Below are 22,312 nucleotides of genomic sequence, written 5' to 3'. Positions count from 1 at the left end.
TGACTTCGCTTTAGTATACTGATCTTAATGAACTTTTAAAGATTAATAATCAAATTATTCACGATAATAAATAAGGTTAAATAGGCGAATACGCAGCAGTTAGGACTCACTACTGCGCTATCAGTTACTTCGCTTGAGATGTGAGTAAGAAGTAGGATAGTTCTTCGTTTTTAATAAAACCCAAACGGTATTTTCTTCTAAAAAACGCTATTGAAGTACTACCTTGAAGCGGTTGCCTGATCATCAAGGATAAAATACGGGATGGTCACCACCGTGCTTGCGATCACTAAGTTGGTGGTAAACTCTAACAACCTTGCATTTACCTCCACGCCTCGTGGACGGTAAACCATAGTGCCTGTCAGCAAATGGCTGGGCGATTGCGTGTTTTTCAAGCGACTTGCGTTACGCGAAAAAGTCAAATCGCCACTGGATGTCACTTCAATTTTCCCTAATGCTTTAAAGTCTAACGCTTGATAACCCAGCTTTTGCATTTGATGCATTAAAGACTCAGCCAATTGGTTTCCTAGCTGGTTTGTCTCCCTTAATGATTCATTAAAGTTAACAAAACTGGCTACCGCTATCGACTCCGGCTTTTGCCCTAATACAGTATCTGACAATTCCAGCGCAATTTGATTGGTGTAGTTAGCAATTTCTTTGCGATGACGATAGCTAATGAAGCCAATATCTTGCGATACCACAGCTTGTGAATCATCATTACGCTCTTGCTCTTCCATCATGGCATATAATATTTCCATATCGGATTGCTGCGTTTCTGTAGATTCAGGAGCAGTCTGTTTTGTCATTTCGCAGCCACCGAGTAATGCAAGTGTCGTCGCGAATAGCACTACATTTTTCATCATCGCCTCCGAATTAGTTCGCACGCTCTATACGAATGCCATCGTATGCCGCACCATCTTGTAGGGCGTTAACTACGTTTTGCGGTAAAAAGCCTTGAGCAGAGCCTACGACACTTTTACTTCTAAGCCCAACAACTCGGGCATTAACCATAACTCCGCCCTGATGATTAACCAAAGTACCACCTAGCACGTACAAAAAGGGATGGTCGTCAGATAACTCTAAAAAGTCACGGCTAAAAACAAAATCGCCTTCAGGTGTAACACGGATATAGTCTGTTGTTTTAAAATCCACAACGGGGATCCCAAACGCATGAAGCTCATGGATAAAGCTTTCAGCCAGCTGGTTACCCAGCAAGGAACCTTTATCAAATTCTTTATCTAAAAATACAAAGCTTGTCACTGCTACTGGCGTTTTCTCATTCACGTGTTTCAAGTTTGCTACCATGTCTTGCATAATAGACTGGACATAGTGAGTGACATTTTTACCAGCCATTTGCTGAGAAACAGAAAATTGCTTCATACCGTTTGGATTACTTTGATACATCGAAGATTTCTCAAAGCCATTGCGCACAGGCTCAGCCTGAGCATTATCCACCGCAAAAAAGCTACTTGGAGCACAGCCAACCATCAATGAAAGCGGCAAAACCAAACTTAATACTTTTTTCATTACTTTCATCTCCACTAATATTGGCTTCGTATAATCTGACCGTCACGATTTGTGACACGCTCCGTACCCCACATCACAGCTTTAGGAATGCTGATTGATGCGGCTGAGACGGCTCGATTATGCAGCGTATCAACCAGCCGCGCATTGACTAAATAGGTATCTCGACTTTCTACGATTGTCCCGACTACCACGAGGTCAATTTTCTGGCGTTGATTCAGGCTATTTAACTCTCGACTTAACATACTATCGGCAGAACTTTGTAAAGATAAAGCGTTTCTGAGTCGGTATTCCACAACATCGGCCCCCATTTGACTTAAATGGGTCATTAAGGATTCTTGCAAGGCAACGCTTAAACCAGAACCTTGCCCAGCAACGGTATCATCCAGCTGATTTGCCTTAAAAAAACTCGTCACTGCAACGGTCGAATTAGGCTTGAACGGCCGTACATATTGACCAAGCTCTACGGCTAACTGAGCGCCAAATGTGTCTAAGTCAGGCAAGATTTCTTGCTGCTGGGTCGCTTCTCTTTTGCCAACCTGCTGGTTGTTTGTACACCCTACCAACAACATAATCACTATGAGTGCTAGATATTTCATTTCACCAAGTCCACGATAAACTTACCGGATAGAATGCAAAATACGCACCAAGTTTTAAAGTCGATGACTGGTGTAATGACTAACTAGGCAGCTCAGACCTGCACGCTTAAGCTGCTGGCAGCCTTTATATGCAGAGGCCTTGTCTGTGAATGCACCTAATTTGAGCCGGTAATATTTCGTACTTTGAATATCTACTTGTTCTATATTCACTTCGCTTGCTGCAAAGCCTTGCGGTAACTTATCCTTGAGCTGTTCGTAGGTCTGCCTAAGCTTGGCATACTCTGTTGTAGAGGCCAATTGGATTGCAAATTCAGCCATTTCCACAGGCTTATCTTGTTTCTCGACGGGCTTTGTTTCTCGCTCTTCCACTCGCTCAGGCTGCTTTGCTAAAAGTTCAGTATCCTTTTGCTTTGCAAGCGTGCTTGATAGCTGCATCGCAATAACATCTAAATCTTCCTGCACTTCTTCAAACTTAGCGACTTGTTGTTTTAACTGTCTAAGCTGCTCCACTTCTTGTTGTAAGGTACTTACCTGTTGCTCCAGTAAAGACAATTGCTTCTTCATTTGTAATGTGTCTAGTTGACTCTTGCTTGCAGTTGCTTGACAACCACTTAACGCAACGAAACTGAGCATAATGAGGTATCGCTTAATTGATTGCATTGTTTTCTCTTTCATAAATAGTTAAGGCTTCCACCGTGCAAGAAACTTTGAAGGGAAGTAGATTTTGGCAAATATTTGCCGCATTTTGTGTGGCGTCATCTCTTAATATAAGTAAATAAGTGGCATCGCCTTCTTTTTGCGCATACCCAAAACCACCGCTTAATAACGCGGGATAACGCTTAGCTAAAATCGCCGCATACACTTTTAATATCGTTAGTGTCTTGAAGCGTCCAACTACAGCAAACTCTTGCGTGGTTGCTCGCTGTCGTTGTAATTCGTGATTTACATCAAGCAACAGGTCTCCCTCTGCACTTAACTCCACTTCTACCTGTTGAGTACTTACCGCGAGCCTTTTAGCATCACTTATCGATGTACGGTAAGTCCCTGGCTTCAAACCAGTAAATACATAGTAGCCGTCATATGCCGTCTGAGTGCGCGCGACTTCGTTACCCGTTTCATCTAGTAAACTCACGGTGGTGAATCCTGCAGGTCGGCGCTCAGTACCCTCATTGATTTCAACAATACCTTCAACTTCCGACGAGTTTACAAATGGTATTTCAACGTATTCAATATGACCGGGTCTTGGAGTGAATGAAAAGCCATCGTTAGCGGGAATTAAAAAGGGTTCGGGGATCGTTTCTTTGTCAACAATAATATCTGTTCGTTTGTAATTAACCATTGCGGGTAATAGTGCAACACCGTCGTCGTCTGTTTTACCTTGTGCAAAGCTTTGCAATGCTTTTATAGTTACTCCCTTCAGCGGTAACTCCCCTTCATCAAGATAGCCATTATTATTTTGGTCGATAAAAGTACGAACCATCAAAGAGCCAAACTGCGACAAGCGTTTGCCAGTTAAAAAAACCTGACCTACGGTTTCGCCCGCTCCAATACTTATTTGTCCAGAGAGGCCTACTTGCCAGTTATCATCGTTATCGTATTGCAAGTCTGTTAACAACCTAAACTTATCATGGTTCCAGCTCAATCCAAGTTCGGTTTTATAGTAATCTGCAGCAAAGTCTTTGTATAAGGTAATGCCAAGATCAAGCTCAGGACTTAGCTCTTTGCTCAACTCAAGCTCTGCTGCTGTAATTTCATTGGAAGGTTTTATGTCATACCAAGTAGTAAAGCGACTATATACCCCAAAAACCCTGCGCTGCCAGCGCAAGTAGCCACTTATGTCACTGGCTTGATTTGTCTGCTCTTGCCACACAAATTGGTTACTGAAAGTACCCCAATAATTACCGGTACTAAAAAGTAACGACGCTTGCTCTGTCGTATTAGCTTTATCGAGGTAGAAGTATTCAGCACGATAGTAAATCTTAGCAGCGTCAAAAAGAGACCAATCTCCTGCCGCCGTTAATTTTATCTCGGTCGCTTTTTCATCCCGTTCTAGATCCTCCTTTAACTCAACTTTGGCGCCTACCTGCTGACCAAGTAAACGGGTTCGAGTATTTGCAGAGAACCGCTGGATCGCTTCGCTCTTACTATAGTCTACATCCAATAATAGTCGTTTATTAATATTGGTGTTGAACCCTGTAGAAAAGTATTGTTGTGACGCACTATTTTTCATACCTTGACGATGCTGCCAACCTGCATACACCGCAAAGTCTGTCGTAAGACCGTAGTCAAAGCGGCCATTTACTTGCCAGCTTGATGCTCCTGATGCCGCAGTCTTGTCACCCAGTATAGTTTTGCCCGTTTCAGTTATTGATACGGCAAAAAAGCCTTCACCTTCGTTTGCGGTGCTCTGTTCAACATAATAGGTTTGCACTTCTTTTGATACTTGACCTTGCCCTCCATACATCACGAGTTCAAAGGTATTTTCACCAAATAGTAAATCAATATTTTCAAACTCATAGCGCCCAGATTGGACATTATTTTCTTGCCCTATTAGTAATCCATTTCGATAAAGCTCTACGTCCCACCCTACCTGAACTGGGCCTGAGATGACAATGCGCTGACGGTTCGTACGCTTATCTAACGGCGTATTACTGAAACTCACTCCTCGCCCTTCTTCATTTAGCGCATCAACTCCAACTTGAACACTCTGTACATCACCGAGCGATACCTTGGTAAAGTTGCCAAACGGTAAAACATCGGCTTTTTTTGAAGCACGGTTGAGGGATAATCGCGAGCGATTAATAACATCTCCCTCTCTACCTGCAATAAAATACTGGGCTTGCCAATAGGCGATGTCTTGCGAACCAATAAGGGAATAAGACGTCTGGCTAATGTCTTCAGTCACCTGCGCATTTATCTGAGCATCCAGCACTGGTTTACCGATGCTTTGATAAGGACTTGGTCGCCACGGTAATGTTGCGCTGGCATTGCGGTCAAACCTGACAACCTCTCTACCTAATCGCTGTTGCTGCGCTTCTATTGGCAGAATTTGTTTACTCTTAACTATCAGAGATAAATCCTGTATATCGGTAAACAGACTGACGTCAAATAAAGTCGCCACGATATAATCAGCGAGAAATACCTCACCATTGATAACCTGAATCTCCCTATCACTCAATTGCGTTCGCTGCCCTTTGCTCTCAACTAAATGCGCTTTGGCATTAAGACTAAAGGTGTTTTCAGGTGTGAAGAACCAGCCGTCAAAGGTTCCTGAGACATCTTCTGATACCACAAACCCCAAAGCTGAAAACAAGCTCAAGAGTTCCACATTGACGCCTTGTTCTGACGTCACCGCGATCACTTCACCTAAATATAAATTTCCTTTATAGGCGGATAAAAACAGTTCTGTACCAATATCAACCCGAGAGACCACCCGTTCACTTTGCTGTATCGCAAGTTTTGCTTTCACTCGTTCAACCCGTTCTAATAGCTGTTGCAAAGTATCAACCTGCGATGCCATAGCAGGTTGATAGCATAGTATGCCTATTAGTAACGTGCGCCAAATAGCGGGTGCTCTCATTACGTTCGCTTACCCTAAACTACAAAGATACCGAATCATCTACAAAGGTGCGGTCAGTGTACTCCTCATCACCCAAATACTTGATTAAGACCTTGCCTGATGGCCCGAGCTTGATTGCAGGGTCTATTGAGAACTCTACACTCCTTTGATTAAGCTCTGGATATACGGCAAACTTATTCAACACACCGATCCGCACTGGTTTAACGTCATTTTTCCCCAGCCAATAAGCGGATAATTCGCCAAAGCTACTATATTTCCCAGTTCGATTAAGTAGTACCGTAATTGCCTGACGACCATTTTTTGCATCACTTACAATGACATCCTCAAGCTGTACTTGCGGGTTCGCATCGCCAACTCGTAGTATCACCGGAATGCTATAGCTCATCAGCACGTCAATATTGATACCTTCTTGCAGCTTGCCTTTATTATTCGGCAGCTCCCTAAAAAGCAAATGTGAGCGATACTCTCCTTGTTCCATATTCGCCTTTCTGCGCACAGCCAATTTTATTACCTGACGCTCACCAGGCCCCAGTGTTACTTGCCTAGGTGAAATACGGATGAAATGGCTTGCAGCCATAGGATTCATTTTTTGCTCGGCAAAGTTGGCATAGCCACCTTCTTTTAGTGCTAGCTTCTCTTGAAATTCAAGTCGATAAGATTTGGTCACATCACCATTATTAATGATTGTAACCCTTTCAATTCTCTGACGCTCTTCGAAAGCAACCCGTGTTGGGGTGATCATCAGATTGGCGCTTACTTTACAGCAACAAAACAAAAGCAGCGTTAATATTAATTTATTCATAATTTAGTAAGACAAAGTTATTTCAACGTTCAGAGTTTGCACCCCATCCGATAGCGATTTACCGTTGCCAGCAAAGCGCAATTGACCACCGACTTTAAACTCACCAGACCCAACACTATCCGTGTAAATAGCCTTCTCGTGATACAACTCTGTCAATTGGAAGGCATCGGATGCACCAAGATTCCAATAGCCAAACCAGTCGTTGTAAACGGTAGATTGGACGCTAATTTGGCGATTGTGAGGAAAATCGGTCAAGAGGATTTCTGCCGCATGACCAAACTCTACGAATAGAATATTGCTTGAGGTTTGTGGCCTAACATTAGGTTCTATCGTCACTGTGCCTGCGCTACTTTTGTCAATAATCGCAATAGTGCCAAAGCTCAATTTCTTAACGACCGATATATCTTGAGCTTTGGCCAAGTGACTGGCAAAAAGCAATGCCAGTACCATGTAACGCCACATGTTTTAGTAAGCGATTTCGATATCAACTTTACTGGTGTATACACCACCGCCATACGTATCTGTTCCAGAAAGTGCTTTCGTACTTAATGTCGCACCAACGGAAAGCGTTGCGGCACCATTTGCATCAACCCTAAACTTGTTGTTTGTCACTTCGCTATTCGGTTGTGCACCGCTTACCACATAAAATTCAAAATCCTTTAAATCAAAAGAGGCATTACCTACGCTATCAACCGTAGTTGCGGCCGGAACCGTAATCGTTAACTCAGTATTTGGCGCTGCATCTGTGATATTGATAGTGCCTGCTCCACCTGTACTAATAAGGTTTATTACTGCATCACCAGTATTCTTAATTTCAGGATCGGTCAGTGTAGGGTCCGCCTCAATCTTCATCGTAGCCACATCAGCTGCATCGCCCTGTACTCGAATGATACCGAAATCAAGTGGATCACCGGCTTCAGCTGAAAATAAGTTTTTAACTTCTACTTTAACTTCAAGACGAGCAGTATCTTTAGCAATTGCTGAAGAAGTAAGTAGAGCAGCGGAAATAGAACTTGCAATAAGCGCAGATTTAATCAGTGTTTTCATCTTTAAATTCCTTTGGAGGTCATTTTTATCGTCACCGCAATGCCGTTTTTTTGGTGACTCATTCTTTATCGTTCCCAAGTGGGAAAACTTTAGTAAAAATTAAAACATTAACCGCCTACAATCAATGCTTTGGATAGAAAATAGTCTACAGTAGACTTTTGCTTCTTGAGTTGATCTTAATCCAGAAACTGTTGCCCAATCTCGCATTTCAAACGCTTGTATTTGAAATTCTGCCTCAGAGAATATACTGGGAAACTTCTGCTTTACTGCCGCTAACAGAGCTTGATGCTGCTCAATTTGAGGCGTGGAATTGATAGATACCGGAAATAACTTCAGTTGAATTCCAGTCGTTTGATTCGCTTTTTGTTTACTCGCGGAATAGCGCTTAATTTTTGCGCCATTATTTGGCAATGCTTGGATATTATCGACGCTAGCTTGCGACTCTAACAAAGTCAGCAGGTTTGAGAGGTCCTGCTCTAACGAGCTCAATCGCTCAATACTTTTGAGCTGCTGCTCACTTAACAGCGAAGGCTCTTTAGATGAATGACTACAGCCACCTAAGGTGATTAAAGAGCCAAGTAGTAAAAATTTAAAAAACCGAATATCCACAATAAGTTATAACAAAAATCCATTTTCTGCTATGGTACATAAATCGCGGTAAATAACCAAATGCTTTTACCGCAAATATCGATACATTTAACTTCTTGTAATAGAGTCAATAAGAGAAGCAAGCTCAGTTGAATACTCGTCTCTTCGCATCGCATGCTCAACTATCGCTTTTAAATAGCCGATTTTACTTCCGCAGTCATGGCTTTTTCCACGTAACGAGTATGCATCGACTTGCTCTTGCTCCATCAACATGGCAATCGCATCGGTCAATTGAATTTCGCCACCCGCACCTAGCGGTGTTTTTGCCAAAAGTGGCCAAATAGATTTGTTTAACACGTAACGACCAACAACGGCTAAGTTTGAAGGTGCACTTTGAAGTTCGGGCTTTTCGACAATAGACTGCATCGCGGCTGACTCTCCTTGCGCGAGCGCTGCTCCTCCCAAATCCACAATGCCAAACTGGGAGACGAGTTCAGGCGCTACCGCTTCTACCATCACTTGGCTATTACCTGATGCTTTAAAACGCGCGATCATATCAGCAAGATTATCTTTTGTTAGATCGCATGCAGTGTCATCAACTAATACATCGGGCAGCATAACCACAAAAGGCTCATCGCCAATCACAGGGGCAGCACAATTGATGGCATGACCAAGGCCACGAGCCTCACCTTGGCGCACATGGATCAGCGTAACGCCTTTGGGGCATATAGATTGTACTTCTTCTAGCAGTTGACGCTTAACCCGTTTTTCCAGTGTCGCTTCCAGCTCAAAACTCTTATCGAAGTGGTTTTCAATTGAGTTTTTACTTGAATGGGTTACCAGTACGATTTCTTTGACGCCTGCGGCCGCAGCTTCATCTACTACATACTGGATCAAAGGCTTATCGACAATTGGCAGCATTTCTTTTGGAATGGCCTTCGTCGCGGGTAACATGCGAGTGCCAAGACCCGCCACTGGAATAACGGCTTTCATAAATGCTCCTAAATCGCGACTGGTGCCTTTATATGCGGGTGACATTCGTAGTTTACCAACTCAAAGTCTTCAAACTTAAAACCAAATATGTCTTTTACTTGAGGGTTGATCTGCATTTGCGGTTTCGCAAACGGCGCTCGGCCTAATTGTTCTTCAACTTGTTCCATATGATTTAGATACAAATGGGCATCACCGAAGGTATGTACGAAATCACCCACTTCTAAGTCACAAACTTGTGCAATCATCATCGTTAACAGCGCATAGCTTGCGATGTTAAAGGGCACGCCTAAGAAAATATCCGCACTGCGCTGATAAAGCTGGCAAGAAAGCTTGCCATCTAATACATAAAATTGGAATAACGTGTGGCAAGGTGGCAACGCTTGTTTGCCCATCGCTGCATTTTCTTTGGGTGAATAGTTAGTATCAGGTAAAAGCGCAGGGTTCCAAGCACTCACAATCAGGCGACGAGAGTCAGGGTTGGTTTTGATTTGCTCTACAACATCTTTGATTTGATCTATCACTTCACCATTTGGCCCCGTCCAAGAGCGCCACTGGCTACCATAAACTGGCCCTAAGTCCCCATCATCCGTTGCCCAGCCATCCCAAATACTAACGCCATTTTCCTTTAGGTATTTGATGTTAGTATCGCCTTGCAAGAACCAAAGTAGCTCGTGAATAATCGAGCGTAGATGACACTTTTTCGTCGTTACAAGCGGAAAGCCTTCTTGCAAGTTGAAGCGCATCTGGTATCCAAAAACACTCACTGTGCCAGTGCCCGTACGGTCTTCTTTTTTTGTACCATTGTCACGCACATGGCGCATCAGTTCTAAATATTGCTTCATTGTTCGCTACTCTATTAACTTTTAACTTGCCCGGTAGATGGGTTGCTACCTTCTCGCTTATATGCCCACACCATAAGGATAGCGCCTGCAATCACCATAGGCAGAGATAAGATCTGACCTTGAGAAATAAGGCCACCATATAAGCCAATATGTGCATCTGGTTCACGGAAATACTCGATTGAGAAGCGGAAGACACCGTAACCGGCTAAAAATAAACCTGCTACACTGCCCGCTGGGCGCGGTTTTTTCCTAAACCATACCAGCATCACAAACAATACCAACCCTTCAAAAAACGCTTCATAAAGTTGTGATGGGTGGCGCGGCTGTGGTCCGCCCGTTGGGAAAATAAATGCCCAAGGAACATCCGTTACGCGACCCCATAATTCGCCATTAATAAAGTTACCGATACGACCAGCAAAAAGCCCAACAGGCACCATAGGAACGACAAAGTCACCTACCGATAAAATCGAACGTTTGTTTTTAAGCGCATACACGATAATTGCCGTGATAACGCCCAATGCGCCGCCATGGAAAGACATACCGCCTTGATCCACCCTAAACAAATAAAGCGGGTTTTCAATAAAATGAGAGAATTGATAAAACAGCACATAGCCAATTCGCCCGCCCAAGATCACGCCAAGCATACAGTAAAAAACTAGGTCGCCAACTTGGTCTTTATTCCAACCAGAGTTTGGTTTTTTTGCTTCTTTCCCTGCCCACCACATGGCAAACATGAAGCCGATTAAATACATTAATCCATACCAACGAACACTTAAAGGTCCGATGGAAAAAATCACAGGGTCTATCTGTGGAAACTGCAAAGCCATAGCCTTTCCTTAATTCATTAACATATTGCCAGCGATAACAATGAGTAACGCCGCAAACACTTTCTTAATCGTTGTGACTGGTAAGTGGTGCGTAGCTTTAGCACCTATAGGCGCCATAAACCATGAAGTTGCCACTATACCAAACAAAGCCGGTAAATAGACAAAACCTAAAAATCCATGTTCAATATCCACATGTTGGCTGCCAGAGGCGATATAGCCAAAGGAGCCAAAGATAGCGATAACGATACCACTGGCAGACGCACATCCTATCGCTTTTTTCATATCAACAGAGAAAAATGTCAGTAGTGGGACGATTAATGCTCCCCCGCCAATACCAATCATTGCAGACAGCGCCCCCGTTACCGAGGTTAGCATCGCAAGTATCGGTCCTTGCGGTATAACTCTGGTTGATTGTGGCGGTCTTCTGGAACTCCACGCCATTTTCAATGCAATGCCCACAACACTAACCACAAAAATAATTCTGACGAGTTTTTCAGGCAACAGCACTGCGGCAAAACCACTGCCCAACGCGCCGACTGCCACACCCAACATCACCCATGGAGCAATGTGCCATGGAACATTGTCATTTTTATGATGCGCTTTGGCTGAAGATGTCGAAGTGAAAATAATGGAGGCGAGAGACGTCGCAATTGCAACTAACACCACTTGATCTGTGGGTATAACATTAAATTTGGTCAAGATGACAGATAAAATAGGGACTATCAGCAGCCCGCCGCCGATACCAAGCAGACCTGCCAAAAAGCCAACTGCACAGCCGAGCAAAGCGCAAAGTACAACGATGAGTATAATAGTTTCCATCAACAAGCTCTTATTCTTATAGCGCCGTAATGGTAGCGTAAATAGCCTTAAGAAGCACCCTTTGCTTGGTGGCTGGTATAGAGTAATTCTGCAAAATGATGTTCAATCATGAATTCTTTAATAATTCGGCGCACTTGCTTAGATGAAGGTTGTGCTAAACACCTTTCAAGTAAAGCTTCCATATCCGTTACTCTCAGTCTGCGTAGCACCCATTTTACTTTGTTCAGTGATGAAATATTCATGCTCAAACGGCGATACCCCATTGCAATAAGCAAGATTGCGCCCTCAGGCTCACCGCCTAACTCTCCACACAGGCTAAAAGGTAGCTCGTGCAGCTCACACTGCTGTGCAATCTGGTTTAACACTCGTAATACACTGGGATGATAGGGCTCAAAAAGATCCGCCACTTGTGCATTTGTTCTATCTACTGCCAATAAATACTGCGTTAAATCGTTACTGCCCACAGAGCAAAAATCGATTTTTTTCGACCACTCAGGTAACAAGTACACGCTAGACGGTACTTCAAGCATTACGCCGATTTCTGGCCGGTCGATGGTGTAAAAAGGATCGGCCCATTCGTCTTGCAGCTCAAAACAAGCCTGCTCAATGAGCGCCATCGCTTCATCTATTTCCTCACTATGACCCACCATAGGCAACATGATCTGTAAGTTGCCAAGACCCGCATTTGCTTTGATCATGGCTTTGATCTGATCCAAGAAAAGCTCGGGGTGATCCAGCGATACACGAATGCCCCGCCACCCTAAAAATGGGTTTTCTTCTTTTATATCAAAGTAATCTAGAATTTTGTCGCCACCGATATCTAAAGTCCGCATCACTACGGGCTCAGGGTGATAACGTGATAGCACCTCGCGATACCAGACTTCTTGCTCCGATTGTGTTGGGAATTGGCCTTTTTGCATAAACCAAGACTCAGTACGATAAAGACCAACCCCATCGCAATAACTGGCGCTTAATGTTTCGGTCGATAGATCAAGCCCAGCATTTAAGAGTAAATTTATACGCTCACCATCGAGTGTAATAGGCGGCAAATCATGTTCCGCTTCAAACTTATCATGCAGAATGTTATCTTTACGTTTGATTTCAACGTACTCATTGACCAACATTTGCGAAGGCGAAATATAAAGCCGTCCAGAATACGCATCCATGATCATAGACTTACCATCAAACTGTAATAATGGAATGTCTTCTATCCCCCAAATAGCGGGGACGCCCATCGCGCGAGTGAGAATGGAGGCATGAGAGTTGGCCGAGCCATGCACACTGACTACCCCTTTGAGCTTTTCTTTTGGTACTTGCGCTAACATAGTTGGGGTCAAGGTATGGGCGATTAGAATCGTATTATCTGGATAGTGTTTAACAGCTTGCTCAGTTGAGACTAAATGCTGGAGCACGCGCAGGCCAATATCATTAACATCAATCGCACGCTCTTTGATATAGGGGTCGCTCATCATATCAAACTGAGCCACAAGCTTTTCGATAACAAGCTTTAGCGCGGTTTTTGCGTTCCAGCCTTGTTGTATTTCAGACTCCACTTGTTTACCTAAACTCTTGGCATCCAAAAGTTGCTGGTAAACCTCAAACACAGCTACCGCTTCTTTCGGAATATCATCACTCAGAGTTTTGGCTAAAATATGGAATTCTTGCCGAGTCGCGGCCACCGCTTGATGAAACAGCTGAATTTGCTGCTGAATATTGTCACTATGCTGCGGTTCAATACTCGCAAAATCAATATGGGGTAACACCACATAACCATCACCTAAGGCAATACCTGGTGCACTCGATACCCCTTTTAACACTGAGGTTCTGTGACTGCTTGCATCTTGTTGAAGTAAAGTTTGGATCTCGGTGTTGGCAAGCTGTGAAGCCAATTGCGCTGAAAGCGTAATAAGAAAGGACTCTTCATCATGGCTAAATACACGAGCAATCTTTTGCTGCACCACAATAACCCCAAGCACTTTGCGCTGGTGTACAACAGGCACTGATAAGAAAGCATTGTAGCCTTCTTCATTGACCTCGGGTGACAGTTTAAATCTTGGGTGTGATTGAGCATGGGCAACGTTAATTGGCTCTTCACGCTGGGCAACAAGACCGACTAAGCCTTCGGTAAATCCCATTCGGAATTTCCCAATTGCTTCAGGGTTTAAGCCATCTGTTGCCATCAAGATAAAGTTATCTTGACTGTAATCGGCAAAATAAACTGAGCAGCATTCAGTGTGCATGGCATCTTTGACCATAGTAACAAAGCAATTTAACGCGCTTTGTAGGTCACTTTGCTGTGCCACTGACTCAGCAATCGATCTTAACGTTGCTAACACCTGCTGCTCCTTTTTTTATCGTTTCGTGCGCCAGAAATCCTTCTGCCCTTGCTGTTCACGTTTACCAAATGGCATCGCAAACGGAGCGAATTCCTTCATCACTCGACGATAGACATCACGCTTAAACGATACAACTTGACGTACTGGATACCAATAGCTAACCCAACGCCAATCATCAAACTCAGGGTGATGCGTACGTAATAAGTCTACGTCTTCATCTTTACACCTAAGTTTCAATAAAAACCATTTCTGCTTTTGCCCGATACAAACTGGGCTTGAATCTCGTCTAATTAACCTTTTTGGTAGTTTGTAACGTAACCAATGTTTAGAACTTGCTACTATTTCAACATCTTCTGGCCTAAGTCCAACTTCTTCATGAAGTTCACGATACATCGTTTGCTCAGGTGTTTCCCCTTGATCTATTCCACCTTGAGGAAATTGCCAAGAGTGTTGTCCGTAACGACGGGCCCAAAAAACCTGCCCCTGATTATTACAAATCACTATTCCGACATTGGCACGAAACCCTTCGGCATCAATCACCTTAGTGCCTCATTTATAAGTCGATTTTTAATGATTGTTCCACAACTCCCGCGTCACGGCAAATTTAATTCCATTCTATACCTAAATTATCTCAGCATACTCGCAAGTTACCCACAACTTGTGCATAACCAAGCATTTTTCAGTTCAAATTACGAACAAATCCACAATTACACACTTCAAACCTAAGGTTTTCCACATATTCTGTGGATAATTATGTTTATAGTCTTGTATTTATCCAAAGCCATAAGATTTCTAAGCTGCTCCGACTGTAGCAAAATAAAAATAACTTCATATTTATCATATAGATAATAAAGGCATTACTTTAGCCATATGCTGAAATAACAAGCCACACTTAAATTGAGTGCAAAACAACCAACTTACTTCGCCACATGATTTCTTTTATAATCGTATTTTTAAGGGATAGACTCAGGAGTATCGCTTGCCATCAGTTACACCACCACGCTCTGTGGGCGAACTTATGCAGCGTGTTGAAAATATAGCTGGTTTAACATTGGGTGAACTCGCTCAGCAGCTCTCGTTTAAAACACCACAAGACTTGCTCAGAGAGAAAGGTTGGGTAGGACAACTCATAGAAGCAGCCTTAGGTGCCACAGCGGGTTCAAAGCCTGTGCCTGATTTTGAGCATATCGGCGTTGAACTCAAGACTTTGCCAATAAGCTATCAAGGCAAACCACTAGAGACCACCTATGTTTCTGTCGTGCCGCTTACTCAGTTAACAGGATTAACGTGGGAAGCGTCGAGTGTTAAAAAGAAATTAGCTCACGTTCTCTGGCTACCCATATTAGCCGAACGAGAAATTCCTTTAATAGCTAGGGTTATTGGACACGGCTTCCTATGGCGGCCAGACGCGAATCAAGAACAGTTGTTACGAAGAGACTGGGAAGAGCAAATCGAGTTAATCGCTACGGGTCACGTAGAAAAAATCTCAGGGCATCTTGGAGAAGTCATGCAGATAAGGCCAAAGGCGGCAAATGCCAAAGCACTCACCGACGCCATAGGGCCGAACGGTAAAATAGTGCAAACTTTGCCAAGAGGTTTTTATTTAAAAATCAATTTCACCCAATCGATATTGGCGCAAGAGTTTGGTGCTTAAAAACACCTGTTGACTTTTTGTACAAAAAGTACAAATGTAAAACAACCAACATCTTGTATGGATTTGGTTAACATTTATATTTTTATAGAAGGAAACGACAATGAAATTAAAGTTCAACAAAAAATCGATTAAAGAACTTAGTGTGAACAAAACACTTGCTACTAAGATGACGCCGGCTGTTGCTGGAGGTAATGGTCCTGCAACAATGGATGATGCTTGTAATTCACTTCAAGTCTGTTGGACATTTAGAAATGGCCAAGCAAATTGTGAAATTTGGGGTGACGACCGCTAGCAATAAAAAACGCCAGTAGCTAAACTGGCGTTTTTAAAATATTCCGAGGAATGCTAATTACTGACCTTTGATTTCGCTACGGCCTTTGTATACCGCTTTTTCACCTAGCGCTTCTTCAATACGTAGTAACTGGTTGTACTTAGCTACACGATCTGAGCGACAAAGTGAACCTGTCTTAATTTGACCAGCTGCTGTAGCCACTGCTAAATCAGCAATGGTTGCGTCTTCAGTCTCACCAGAGCGGTGTGAAATAACGGCAGTAAAGCCAGCATCTTGCGCCATTTTGATAGCATCAAGCGTTTCAGACAGTGAACCAATCTGATTGAATTTAATCAAGATTGAGTTACCAATGCGTTCTTCAATACCACGCTTTAAGATCTTAGTGTTAGTAACAAAGAGATCATCACCCACTAGCTGAACTTTATCGCCAATTTTATCTGTTAGGATTTTCCAGCCAGCCCAATCGCTTTCGTCTAGGCCATCTTCGATTGATACAATTGGGTAGCGTGCGGCAAGATCAGCCAAGAAACCTGCAAAACCTTCCGAGTCGAATGTTTTACCTTCGCCCTTTAGTTCATACTTGCCATCGACATAAAACTCAGACGCTGCACAGTCAAGTGCTAGTGTTACGTCTTTGTTCATTTCGTAGCCAGCAGCCGCAACCGCTTCAACAATCACTTCTAGCGCTTCTTCGTTTGACTTAAGATCTGGTGCAAAACCACCTTCATCACCAACCGCGGTGTTCAGGCCACGTGACTTAAGTACTTTTTTCAGGCTATGGAAGATTTCAGCGCCCATACGTAGTGCTTCACGGAAGCTTTTTGCGCCAACAGGTTGAACCATAAACTCTTGAATATCAACGTTGTTATCCGCGTGCTCACCACCATTGATAATGTTCATCATCGGGACTGGCATTGAGTACTGGCCTGCTGTACCGTTGATGTCTGCGATATGCTCGTATAGCGCCACGCCTTTGTCTTGTGCTGCTGCTTTTGCTGTTGCTAGAGATACCGCAAGGATTGCGTTCGCACCTAGTTTTTCTTTGTTTTCAGTGCCGTCTAAGTCCAACATGATTTGGTCGATTGCACGTTGCTCTAGCGCGTTTTGACCTTCAAGTGCTGCCGCGATTTCGTTATTTACGTAGTTTACCGCAGTCAATACACCTTTACCTAAGTAACGAGACTTATCACCGTCACGTAGCTCTAGTGCTTCACGGGTACCCGTAGATGCACCTGATGGCGCACATGCACGGCCCCATGCACCTGATTCTAGGTGTACGTCCGCTTCTACTGTTGGGTTACCGCGTGAGTCCATAACTTCACGGCCAATCACTCTAACGATTTTTGACATCTTGATTCCTCTTATTCCCAAAGTGGTGTGTGTTGCACTGCTTCTGTCGCAGGCGAATTCAGGGTCAATAAACCCGCTTTAAAGTTTGCCTTATCTCTGTTGCTTCGCAAAGTGAAGAATTTACACGTATCACATTGACGCGCCGGCAGATAAGAAAAAGTTTGGCGATAAACACTACACTTAGCGCCTATTGCAAAACCTTTTGCAACAAAAAAGCCGTGCAAGAGCACGGCTTTTTCTTATTACGAAGATGCTTTTTGGTGGCTGTATGCCGCCGCAACAAAACCTTCAAATAATGGGTGACCATCACGAGGCGTTGACGTGAACTCAGGGTGGAACTGAGCCGCGATAAACCAAGGGTGATCTTTATTCTCGATAATCTCAACTAGTTTCTTGTCTTCTGACAGACCAGTAAATTGCAGACCCGCTTTTTCAAGCTCAGCAACATAGTTGTTGTTTACTTCATAGCGGTGACGGTGACGCTCAACGATTTCGGCATTACCGTATACTTCACGCACCTTAGAGCCCTCTTTTAAGTGGCAAAGCTGCGCGCCAAGACGCATAGTGCCACCAAGATCAGAATCGTGGTCACGTACTTCAATCTTACCGTCTGCATCTAACCACTCAGTGATAAGACCAACCACTGGGTGTGGGCTTTCAAGATCAAATTCAGTTGAGTTAGCACCAGTAAGACCTGCAACGTTACGCGCATACTCAATTAGCGCAACTTGCATCCCTAAACAAATGCCTAGGTATGGTACTTTGTTTTCACGGGCATATTTTGCAGCTAAGATCTTACCTTCAACGCCACGGTTACCAAAGCCACCAGGTACTAAGATAGCATCAAGGTGCTCAAGTAACTCTGTGCCTTTGCTCTCGATATCTTGAGAGTCAACATATTCAATATTCACCGTTAAACGGTTTTTCAAACCAGCATGCTTCAATGCTTCGTTAACTGATTTATATGCGTCCGGTAATTCGATGTATTTACCGACCATACCAATTGTCACTTCACCAGTAGGATTTGACTCTTGATAAAGTACCTGTTCCCACTCAGATAAATCCGCTTCTGGACGTTCAAGGTAGAAACGACGACAAATGATGTTATCAAGCTCTTGCGACTTCAATAGCGCAGGGATCTTATAAATACTGTCTACGTCTTGTAGCGAGATAACTGCTTTTTCTTCAACATTGGTGAATAGTGCAATCTTCGCGCGCTCGTTCGCTGGTAGTTTACGATCTGAACGACAGATCAAAATATCAGGTTGAATACCGATTGAACGAAGCTCTTTCACAGAGTGCTGAGTTGGCTTGGTTTTCACTTCACCTGCAGGGCCTAAGAAAGGCACTAACGTCAAGTGCATAAACAAAGCGCTCTCACGACCAAGCTCTGTGCCTAGCTGACGAATTGCTTCTAGGAAAGGTTGTGACTCGATATCACCAACCGTACCACCGATCTCTACGATAGCAACATCATGGCCTTCCGCGCCCTCTAGCACGCGACGTTTGATATCGTTTGTGATGTGAGGAATAACCTGAATAGTGGCACCTAAGTACTCACCTCTACGCTCTTTGCGCAACACGTCTTCAAATACACGGCCTTGTGTAAAGTTGTTACGCTTGGTCATTTTAGTGCGAATAAAACGCTCGTAGTGACCAAGGTCAAGGTCGGTTTCAGCGCCGTCTTCGGTTACGAATACTTCACCGTGTTGGATAGGGCTCATGGTCCCAGGGTCAACATTGATGTAAGGATCCAGCTTTAGAATCGTAACTTTCAAGCCACGTGCTTCTAAAATAGCGGCTAATGAAGCAGCTGCAATACCTTTACCCAAGGAGGATACTACTCCGCCCGTTACGAAGATAAATTTTGTACTCATGCGAACCCTAGAAATTTCAGGAAAATTGGAATTTAAATAAGAATCAAGACGGGGCGATAGTATAGCAAAAGCACCTAAGTCATTCCAGCTAAAAATGACTTAGTGCGGTAATATATTTTATCCGAGGGTGGTTTTAATTAACGACCAAACCGTAAAATCAGTCTCAGTTTTAACTGCGTTGACGACGTTTCACTGTCTCCCAAGCACCATCCATCTCCTCTAAGCTCGCATCTTTAAATGATAGTGAGGACTCATTCAAAACGGCTTCGACTTGCACAAAGCGATTTTTAAATTTCTCATTGGCTTGGCGTAGCAACTGCTCCGGATCTCGTTTAATATGTCGGCTCACATTCACGGTCGCAAACAATAAGTCGCCCACCTCTTCCGCAGTATGTTCAGAGAGTGGATCAACTTGCAGCGCCTCGCTCACCTCTGCAACTTCCTCTTGTACTTTATCCCACGCACCGTGATAACTTGGCCAGTCAAATCCGAGTTTGGCTGCTTGCTTTTGAATTTTGTAGGCTTTTGATAATGCTGGTAAGCTGCTCGGAATATCCGCCGCGAACGCTCCTTTTTTTTGCGCCTGTTTTTCTTGCTGCTTAATGGCGTGCCATTGCTGCTCAAGCTCTGCTTCGCTTAAACTCTCCTGTTTTTCAAATACATGAGGGTGACGTCTCACTAATTTGTCATTGAGGGTTTGCACTATGTCTGCAAAGTCAAACAACCCCTGCTCTTTTCCAAGCCGAGCATAAAAAATCACTTGGAACAGCAAATCCCCCAACTCTTCTTTTAAGTGAGCAAAGTCGCCTTGCTCGATAGCGTCGGCAACTTCGTGCGCTTCTTCTAACGTATGAGGGACAATGGTTTTAAAGGTTTGCCTCTTATCCCAGTCACATCCAGTGCTTGGGTCGCGCAGCTGCGACATAATCTCTAGCAGCTGCTCTATCCCCATTGTTGCCGAAGGCTTAGAGTCGTTTGGCATCAAAAACACCTTCGATTTGCATCAATTTAGTCAGCAAGCGATGCATAGCAGAAAGGTCATCCACCTCTACCTTCATCATAAATACCGCCACGTTTTTATCGTCTTGCGTTTGTACATTCATATTGAGCACATTGACTTTTTCATTGGCAAGCACAGCGCTAATGTCTCGGATCAGCCCTTGGCGGTCGTGCGCTTCAATTTTTAATGTAATGGCGTAAGACGCTTTAACATCATCTGACCAACTGACCGCAATCTCTCGTTCTGGATGTATATCCGTAATATGAGCGAACGACTCACAGTCAGAGCGATGCACTGCAATACCTCGCCCTTGCGTGATATAACCCACAATTTCATCGCCTGGTACTGGCTCACAGCATTTCGCCATATGGCTCATCAAGCTGCCAACCCCATCAACGACCACTGCGTTTTTGTCACCTTTACTGTGTTTTGGCGAGGAGATTTTTAACTTAGGTGTATCTTCAGGTTTATCTTGTACATAGTTCAGGAATTGATTGATACGAATATCACCGGCACCAATCGCCACCATTAAATCGTCGAGCTCTTTAAAGTTAAAGCGGTCAATCGCGGGTTCTAAATCTTTATAGGTAATATCTAGTTTTTGCAGATGGCTATCTAAAATTTCCTTACCCGCTTGGAGATTTTTGTCTCTATCTTGCTGCTTAAACCAGTGATGGATCTTACTGCGCGCTCTTGAAGAATGAATATATCCCAGCGATGGGTTTAACCAATCTCGACTTGGTGAAGCATTTTTCTGGGTAAGAATCTCTACCTGATCGCCTGTGCGCAATGTGTAAGTGAAAGGCACTATTTTACCAAACACTTTTGCACCAATGCAGCGATGTCCAACATTGGAATGAATGTAGTAAGCGAAATCGAGTGGCGTCGAGCCTAGCGGCAAATCAAAGATATCGCCCTTGGGCGTGAATACATAAACACGGTCTTCGACAACCTGATTCTTTAGCTCATCTGCTATTTCACTGCCATCTACCACTTCTTCTTGCCACTGCAACAGTTTGCGTAGCCAGCTAATTTTTTGCTCGTATCCGGAGTTTCTGCCCGGCAATGCACCTTCTTTGTACATCCAATGTGCCGCCACCCCAAGCTCTGCATCTCGATGCATAGCCTCGGTGCGGATTTGGATTTCTACCGTTTTGCCCTCAGGACCAAATACCACGGTGTGGATAGACTGATAGCCGTTTTGCTTGGGCGTAGCAATATAGTCGTCAAACTCTTTGTTTAAATGCCGCCAGCTGGTGTGCACTATACCCAAAGCGGCGTAGCAATCTTGAATTTCATCTACCACTACTCGCATCGCGCGAATGTCGAACAACTGTTCGAATTCATAGCTTTTCTGCGCCATTTTTTTATAAATGCTGTAAATATGCTTAGGGCGACCGTAGACCTGCGCTTTAATGCCTGCATCCGCAAGTTTTTGTGCCACCGAATTAACCATATTTTCCATATAAGCTTCGCGGTCTAGGCGTTTATCAGAAAGCTTCTTGGCAATAGACTTATACGTATCCGGATGCAAATAACGGAAAGAGAGATCTTCAAGTTCCCATTTTAATTGGCCAATCCCCAAACGGTTCGCAAGTGGCGCAAAAATATTGGCCGCGGCTTTTGCAGCAACGACTCTTTCTTCTTCCGATGCTTTCTTAACCGCACGCAAATGGCAGATTTGCTCAGCAAGCTTAATCACTACAGCACGCACATCTTCCACCATAGCGAGTAACATACGGCGGATATTATCGACTTGTACCTTACCCGAGCTTTGGTGTGCCAAAGTGCTGATGGTGTCCATGTTCTCCACCCCTCTTAAAAGCAGAGAGATGTTTTTGCCAAGCGCTTCCTCTACTTGCTCAAGGGACAACTTTCCAGCAACAAAATAAGGAGTTAAAAACGCAGTTGCTAAAGATTCGCTATCAAAATTTAAGTCTGCAAGGATCTCTACCATTTCGATGGCATTATTGAGATGTTCTGTTGACTCATCCGCAGGACAAAGTTCATAGGCCTTTTGCAGCCAGTCCCTTTGATCCTCAGACAAGTTTAAGATAGTGAGTCGCGCATCAAACTCTAGTGGCAAAGTGGTTTGATGCGACTGCCGAGTAGCAACCATGTTTTGATACCTCCTTAAAATTACTTACCCGCCTCATTTTCGGGTAAATTATCTAACCTAATGCTC

Annotated in this window: 21 protein-coding genes; 2 read left to right on the top strand and 19 right to left on the bottom strand. The window is 43.8% G+C overall.

Annotation, left to right across the window (positions count from 1 at the left end; translation table 11 throughout):
* Nucleotides 1–218 precede the first annotated feature (218 nt).
* The 15 genes from JJQ94_RS10990 to rppH all read right to left on the bottom strand — a co-directional run bounded on the left by JJQ94_RS10990 (nt 219) and on the right by rppH (nt 14,494).
* Complete coding sequence (locus JJQ94_RS10990; RefSeq protein WP_236596589.1) at nt 219–860, bottom strand: FlgO family outer membrane protein; 642 nt, start codon at nt 858–860, stop codon at nt 219–221.
* Nucleotides 861–870: 10 nt separating this feature from the next.
* Nucleotides 871–1,524 (bottom strand): FlgO family outer membrane protein, encoded by a 654-nt coding sequence (locus tag JJQ94_RS10985; protein ID WP_099030228.1) that lies wholly within the window; start codon nt 1,522–1,524, stop codon nt 871–873.
* A gap of 14 nt (nt 1,525–1,538) precedes the next feature.
* On the bottom strand, nt 1,539–2,120 hold the full coding sequence (locus JJQ94_RS10980) for a FlgO family outer membrane protein (RefSeq protein WP_099030227.1): 582 nt from the start codon (nt 2,118–2,120) through the stop codon (nt 1,539–1,541).
* Nucleotides 2,121–2,174: 54 nt separating this feature from the next.
* Entirely contained in the window at nt 2,175–2,780 is a 606-nt protein-coding gene (locus JJQ94_RS10975) for an SPOR domain-containing protein (protein WP_099030226.1), read from the bottom strand.
* A complete protein-coding gene (locus JJQ94_RS10970) occupies nt 2,767–5,700 on the bottom strand; it encodes an SdrD B-like domain-containing protein (RefSeq protein ID WP_236596588.1) in 2,934 nt (977 codons plus the stop codon). The genes JJQ94_RS10975 and JJQ94_RS10970 overlap by 14 nt, the downstream gene beginning before the upstream one ends.
* A 19-nt stretch (nt 5,701–5,719) precedes the next feature.
* Entirely contained in the window at nt 5,720–6,442 is a 723-nt protein-coding gene (locus JJQ94_RS10965; RefSeq protein ID WP_099030225.1) for a fimbria/pilus periplasmic chaperone, read from the bottom strand.
* Nucleotides 6,443–6,505: 63 nt separating this feature from the next.
* Nucleotides 6,506–6,952, bottom strand: a complete 447-nt coding sequence (locus JJQ94_RS10960; protein WP_099030224.1) for a DUF4402 domain-containing protein — start codon at nt 6,950–6,952, stop codon at nt 6,506–6,508.
* Between the two features lie 15 nt (nt 6,953–6,967).
* Entirely contained in the window at nt 6,968–7,549 is a 582-nt protein-coding gene (locus JJQ94_RS10955; protein WP_099030223.1) for a DUF4402 domain-containing protein, read from the bottom strand.
* A gap of 99 nt (nt 7,550–7,648) precedes the next feature.
* A complete protein-coding gene (locus JJQ94_RS10950) occupies nt 7,649–8,158 on the bottom strand; it encodes a hypothetical protein (RefSeq protein ID WP_099030222.1) in 510 nt (169 codons plus the stop codon).
* Nucleotides 8,159–8,245: 87 nt separating this feature from the next.
* Entirely contained in the window at nt 8,246–9,130 is an 885-nt protein-coding gene (gene galU / locus JJQ94_RS10945; protein ID WP_099030221.1) for a UTP--glucose-1-phosphate uridylyltransferase GalU, read from the bottom strand.
* Between the two features lie 8 nt (nt 9,131–9,138).
* A complete protein-coding gene (locus JJQ94_RS10940) occupies nt 9,139–9,972 on the bottom strand; it encodes a thymidylate synthase (RefSeq protein ID WP_099030220.1) in 834 nt (277 codons plus the stop codon).
* Nucleotides 9,973–9,986: 14 nt separating this feature from the next.
* Nucleotides 9,987–10,799: a prolipoprotein diacylglyceryl transferase gene (gene lgt, locus JJQ94_RS10935; protein ID WP_099030219.1), complete on the bottom strand. Its 813-nt coding sequence runs from the start codon at nt 10,797–10,799 to the stop codon at nt 9,987–9,989.
* Between the two features lie 9 nt (nt 10,800–10,808).
* Nucleotides 10,809–11,618 carry a sulfite exporter TauE/SafE family protein gene (locus JJQ94_RS10930; protein WP_099030218.1) on the bottom strand — a complete coding sequence of 270 codons (810 nt, stop codon included), beginning with the start codon at nt 11,616–11,618 and terminating at the stop codon, nt 10,809–10,811.
* Nucleotides 11,619–11,665: 47 nt separating this feature from the next.
* Nucleotides 11,666–13,954, bottom strand: coding sequence for a phosphoenolpyruvate--protein phosphotransferase (gene ptsP, locus JJQ94_RS10925; RefSeq protein ID WP_099030217.1), 2,289 nt, complete (start codon nt 13,952–13,954; stop codon nt 11,666–11,668).
* 15 nt (nt 13,955–13,969) lie between these two features.
* On the bottom strand, nt 13,970–14,494 hold the full coding sequence (gene rppH, locus JJQ94_RS10920; RefSeq protein WP_010369331.1) for an RNA pyrophosphohydrolase: 525 nt from the start codon (nt 14,492–14,494) through the stop codon (nt 13,970–13,972).
* 478 nt (nt 14,495–14,972) lie between these two features.
* Here rppH and mutH point away from each other — a divergent pair, with 478 nt between their 5' ends.
* Both mutH and JJQ94_RS10910 read left to right on the top strand, forming a co-directional pair.
* The gene (gene mutH / locus JJQ94_RS10915; RefSeq protein ID WP_236596625.1) at nt 14,973–15,608 is read left to right on the top strand and encodes a DNA mismatch repair endonuclease MutH; all 636 of its coding nucleotides are present in this window, start codon (nt 14,973–14,975) and stop codon (nt 15,606–15,608) included.
* 100 nt (nt 15,609–15,708) lie between these two features.
* Nucleotides 15,709–15,900 (top strand): hypothetical protein, encoded by a 192-nt coding sequence (locus tag JJQ94_RS10910; protein ID WP_010369334.1) that lies wholly within the window; start codon nt 15,709–15,711, stop codon nt 15,898–15,900.
* Between the two features lie 57 nt (nt 15,901–15,957).
* Here the strand turns inward: JJQ94_RS10910 and eno are convergent, their stop codons facing one another.
* The 4 genes from eno to relA form a co-directional block, all read right to left on the bottom strand.
* On the bottom strand, nt 15,958–17,250 hold the full coding sequence (eno, locus tag JJQ94_RS10905; protein ID WP_099030215.1) for a phosphopyruvate hydratase: 1,293 nt from the start codon (nt 17,248–17,250) through the stop codon (nt 15,958–15,960).
* A gap of 242 nt (nt 17,251–17,492) precedes the next feature.
* Nucleotides 17,493–19,127: a CTP synthase gene (locus tag JJQ94_RS10900; RefSeq protein ID WP_010369341.1), complete on the bottom strand. Its 1,635-nt coding sequence runs from the start codon at nt 19,125–19,127 to the stop codon at nt 17,493–17,495.
* A 169-nt stretch (nt 19,128–19,296) separates the two neighbouring features.
* A complete protein-coding gene (gene mazG, locus JJQ94_RS10895) occupies nt 19,297–20,109 on the bottom strand; it encodes a nucleoside triphosphate pyrophosphohydrolase (RefSeq protein ID WP_099030213.1) in 813 nt (270 codons plus the stop codon).
* The gene (gene relA / locus JJQ94_RS10890; protein ID WP_099030212.1) at nt 20,093–22,246 is read right to left on the bottom strand and encodes a GTP diphosphokinase; all 2,154 of its coding nucleotides are present in this window, start codon (nt 22,244–22,246) and stop codon (nt 20,093–20,095) included. The genes mazG and relA overlap by 17 nt, the downstream gene beginning before the upstream one ends.
* Nucleotides 22,247–22,312: the final 66 nt, after the last annotated feature.

The sequence above is a fragment of the Pseudoalteromonas sp. GCY genome (assembly GCF_016695175.1).
Lineage (GTDB): Bacteria > Pseudomonadota > Gammaproteobacteria > Enterobacterales > Alteromonadaceae > Pseudoalteromonas.
Note: the sequence above shows the minus strand (reverse complement) of the source record. Positions and strands in the feature narration are given on the sequence as shown.

Excerpts from the sequence above, each read along its gene's own strand:
- JJQ94_RS10990 (WP_236596589.1), bottom strand. The coding sequence starts at position 860 with ATGATGAAAAATGTAGTGCTATTCGCGACGACACTTGCATTACTCGGT.
- JJQ94_RS10985 (WP_099030228.1), bottom strand. The coding sequence starts at position 1,524 with ATGAAAAAAGTATTAAGTTTGGTTTTGCCGCTTTCATTGATGGTTGGC.
- JJQ94_RS10980 (WP_099030227.1), bottom strand. The coding sequence starts at position 2,120 with ATGAAATATCTAGCACTCATAGTGATTATGTTGTTGGTAGGGTGTACA.
- JJQ94_RS10975 (WP_099030226.1), bottom strand. The coding sequence starts at position 2,780 with ATGCAATCAATTAAGCGATACCTCATTATGCTCAGTTTCGTTGCGTTA.
- JJQ94_RS10970 (WP_236596588.1), bottom strand. The coding sequence starts at position 5,700 with ATGAGAGCACCCGCTATTTGGCGCACGTTACTAATAGGCATACTATGC.
- JJQ94_RS10965 (WP_099030225.1), bottom strand. The coding sequence starts at position 6,442 with ATGATCACCCCAACACGGGTTGCTTTCGAAGAGCGTCAGAGAATTGAA.
- JJQ94_RS10960 (WP_099030224.1), bottom strand. The coding sequence starts at position 6,952 with ATGGTACTGGCATTGCTTTTTGCCAGTCACTTGGCCAAAGCTCAAGAT.
- JJQ94_RS10955 (WP_099030223.1), bottom strand. The coding sequence starts at position 7,549 with ATGAAAACACTGATTAAATCTGCGCTTATTGCAAGTTCTATTTCCGCT.
- galU (WP_099030221.1), bottom strand. The coding sequence starts at position 9,130 with ATGAAAGCCGTTATTCCAGTGGCGGGTCTTGGCACTCGCATGTTACCC.
- JJQ94_RS10940 (WP_099030220.1), bottom strand. The coding sequence starts at position 9,972 with ATGAAGCAATATTTAGAACTGATGCGCCATGTGCGTGACAATGGTACA.
- lgt (WP_099030219.1), bottom strand. The coding sequence starts at position 10,799 with ATGGCTTTGCAGTTTCCACAGATAGACCCTGTGATTTTTTCCATCGGA.
- JJQ94_RS10930 (WP_099030218.1), bottom strand. The coding sequence starts at position 11,618 with ATGGAAACTATTATACTCATCGTTGTACTTTGCGCTTTGCTCGGCTGT.
- mutH (WP_236596625.1), top strand. The coding sequence starts at position 14,973 with ATGCAGCGTGTTGAAAATATAGCTGGTTTAACATTGGGTGAACTCGCT.
- JJQ94_RS10910 (WP_010369334.1), top strand. The coding sequence starts at position 15,709 with ATGAAATTAAAGTTCAACAAAAAATCGATTAAAGAACTTAGTGTGAAC.
- eno (WP_099030215.1), bottom strand. The coding sequence starts at position 17,250 with ATGTCAAAAATCGTTAGAGTGATTGGCCGTGAAGTTATGGACTCACGC.
- JJQ94_RS10900 (WP_010369341.1), bottom strand. The coding sequence starts at position 19,127 with ATGAGTACAAAATTTATCTTCGTAACGGGCGGAGTAGTATCCTCCTTG.
- mazG (WP_099030213.1), bottom strand. The coding sequence starts at position 20,109 with ATGCCAAACGACTCTAAGCCTTCGGCAACAATGGGGATAGAGCAGCTG.
- relA (WP_099030212.1), bottom strand. The coding sequence starts at position 22,246 with ATGGTTGCTACTCGGCAGTCGCATCAAACCACTTTGCCACTAGAGTTT.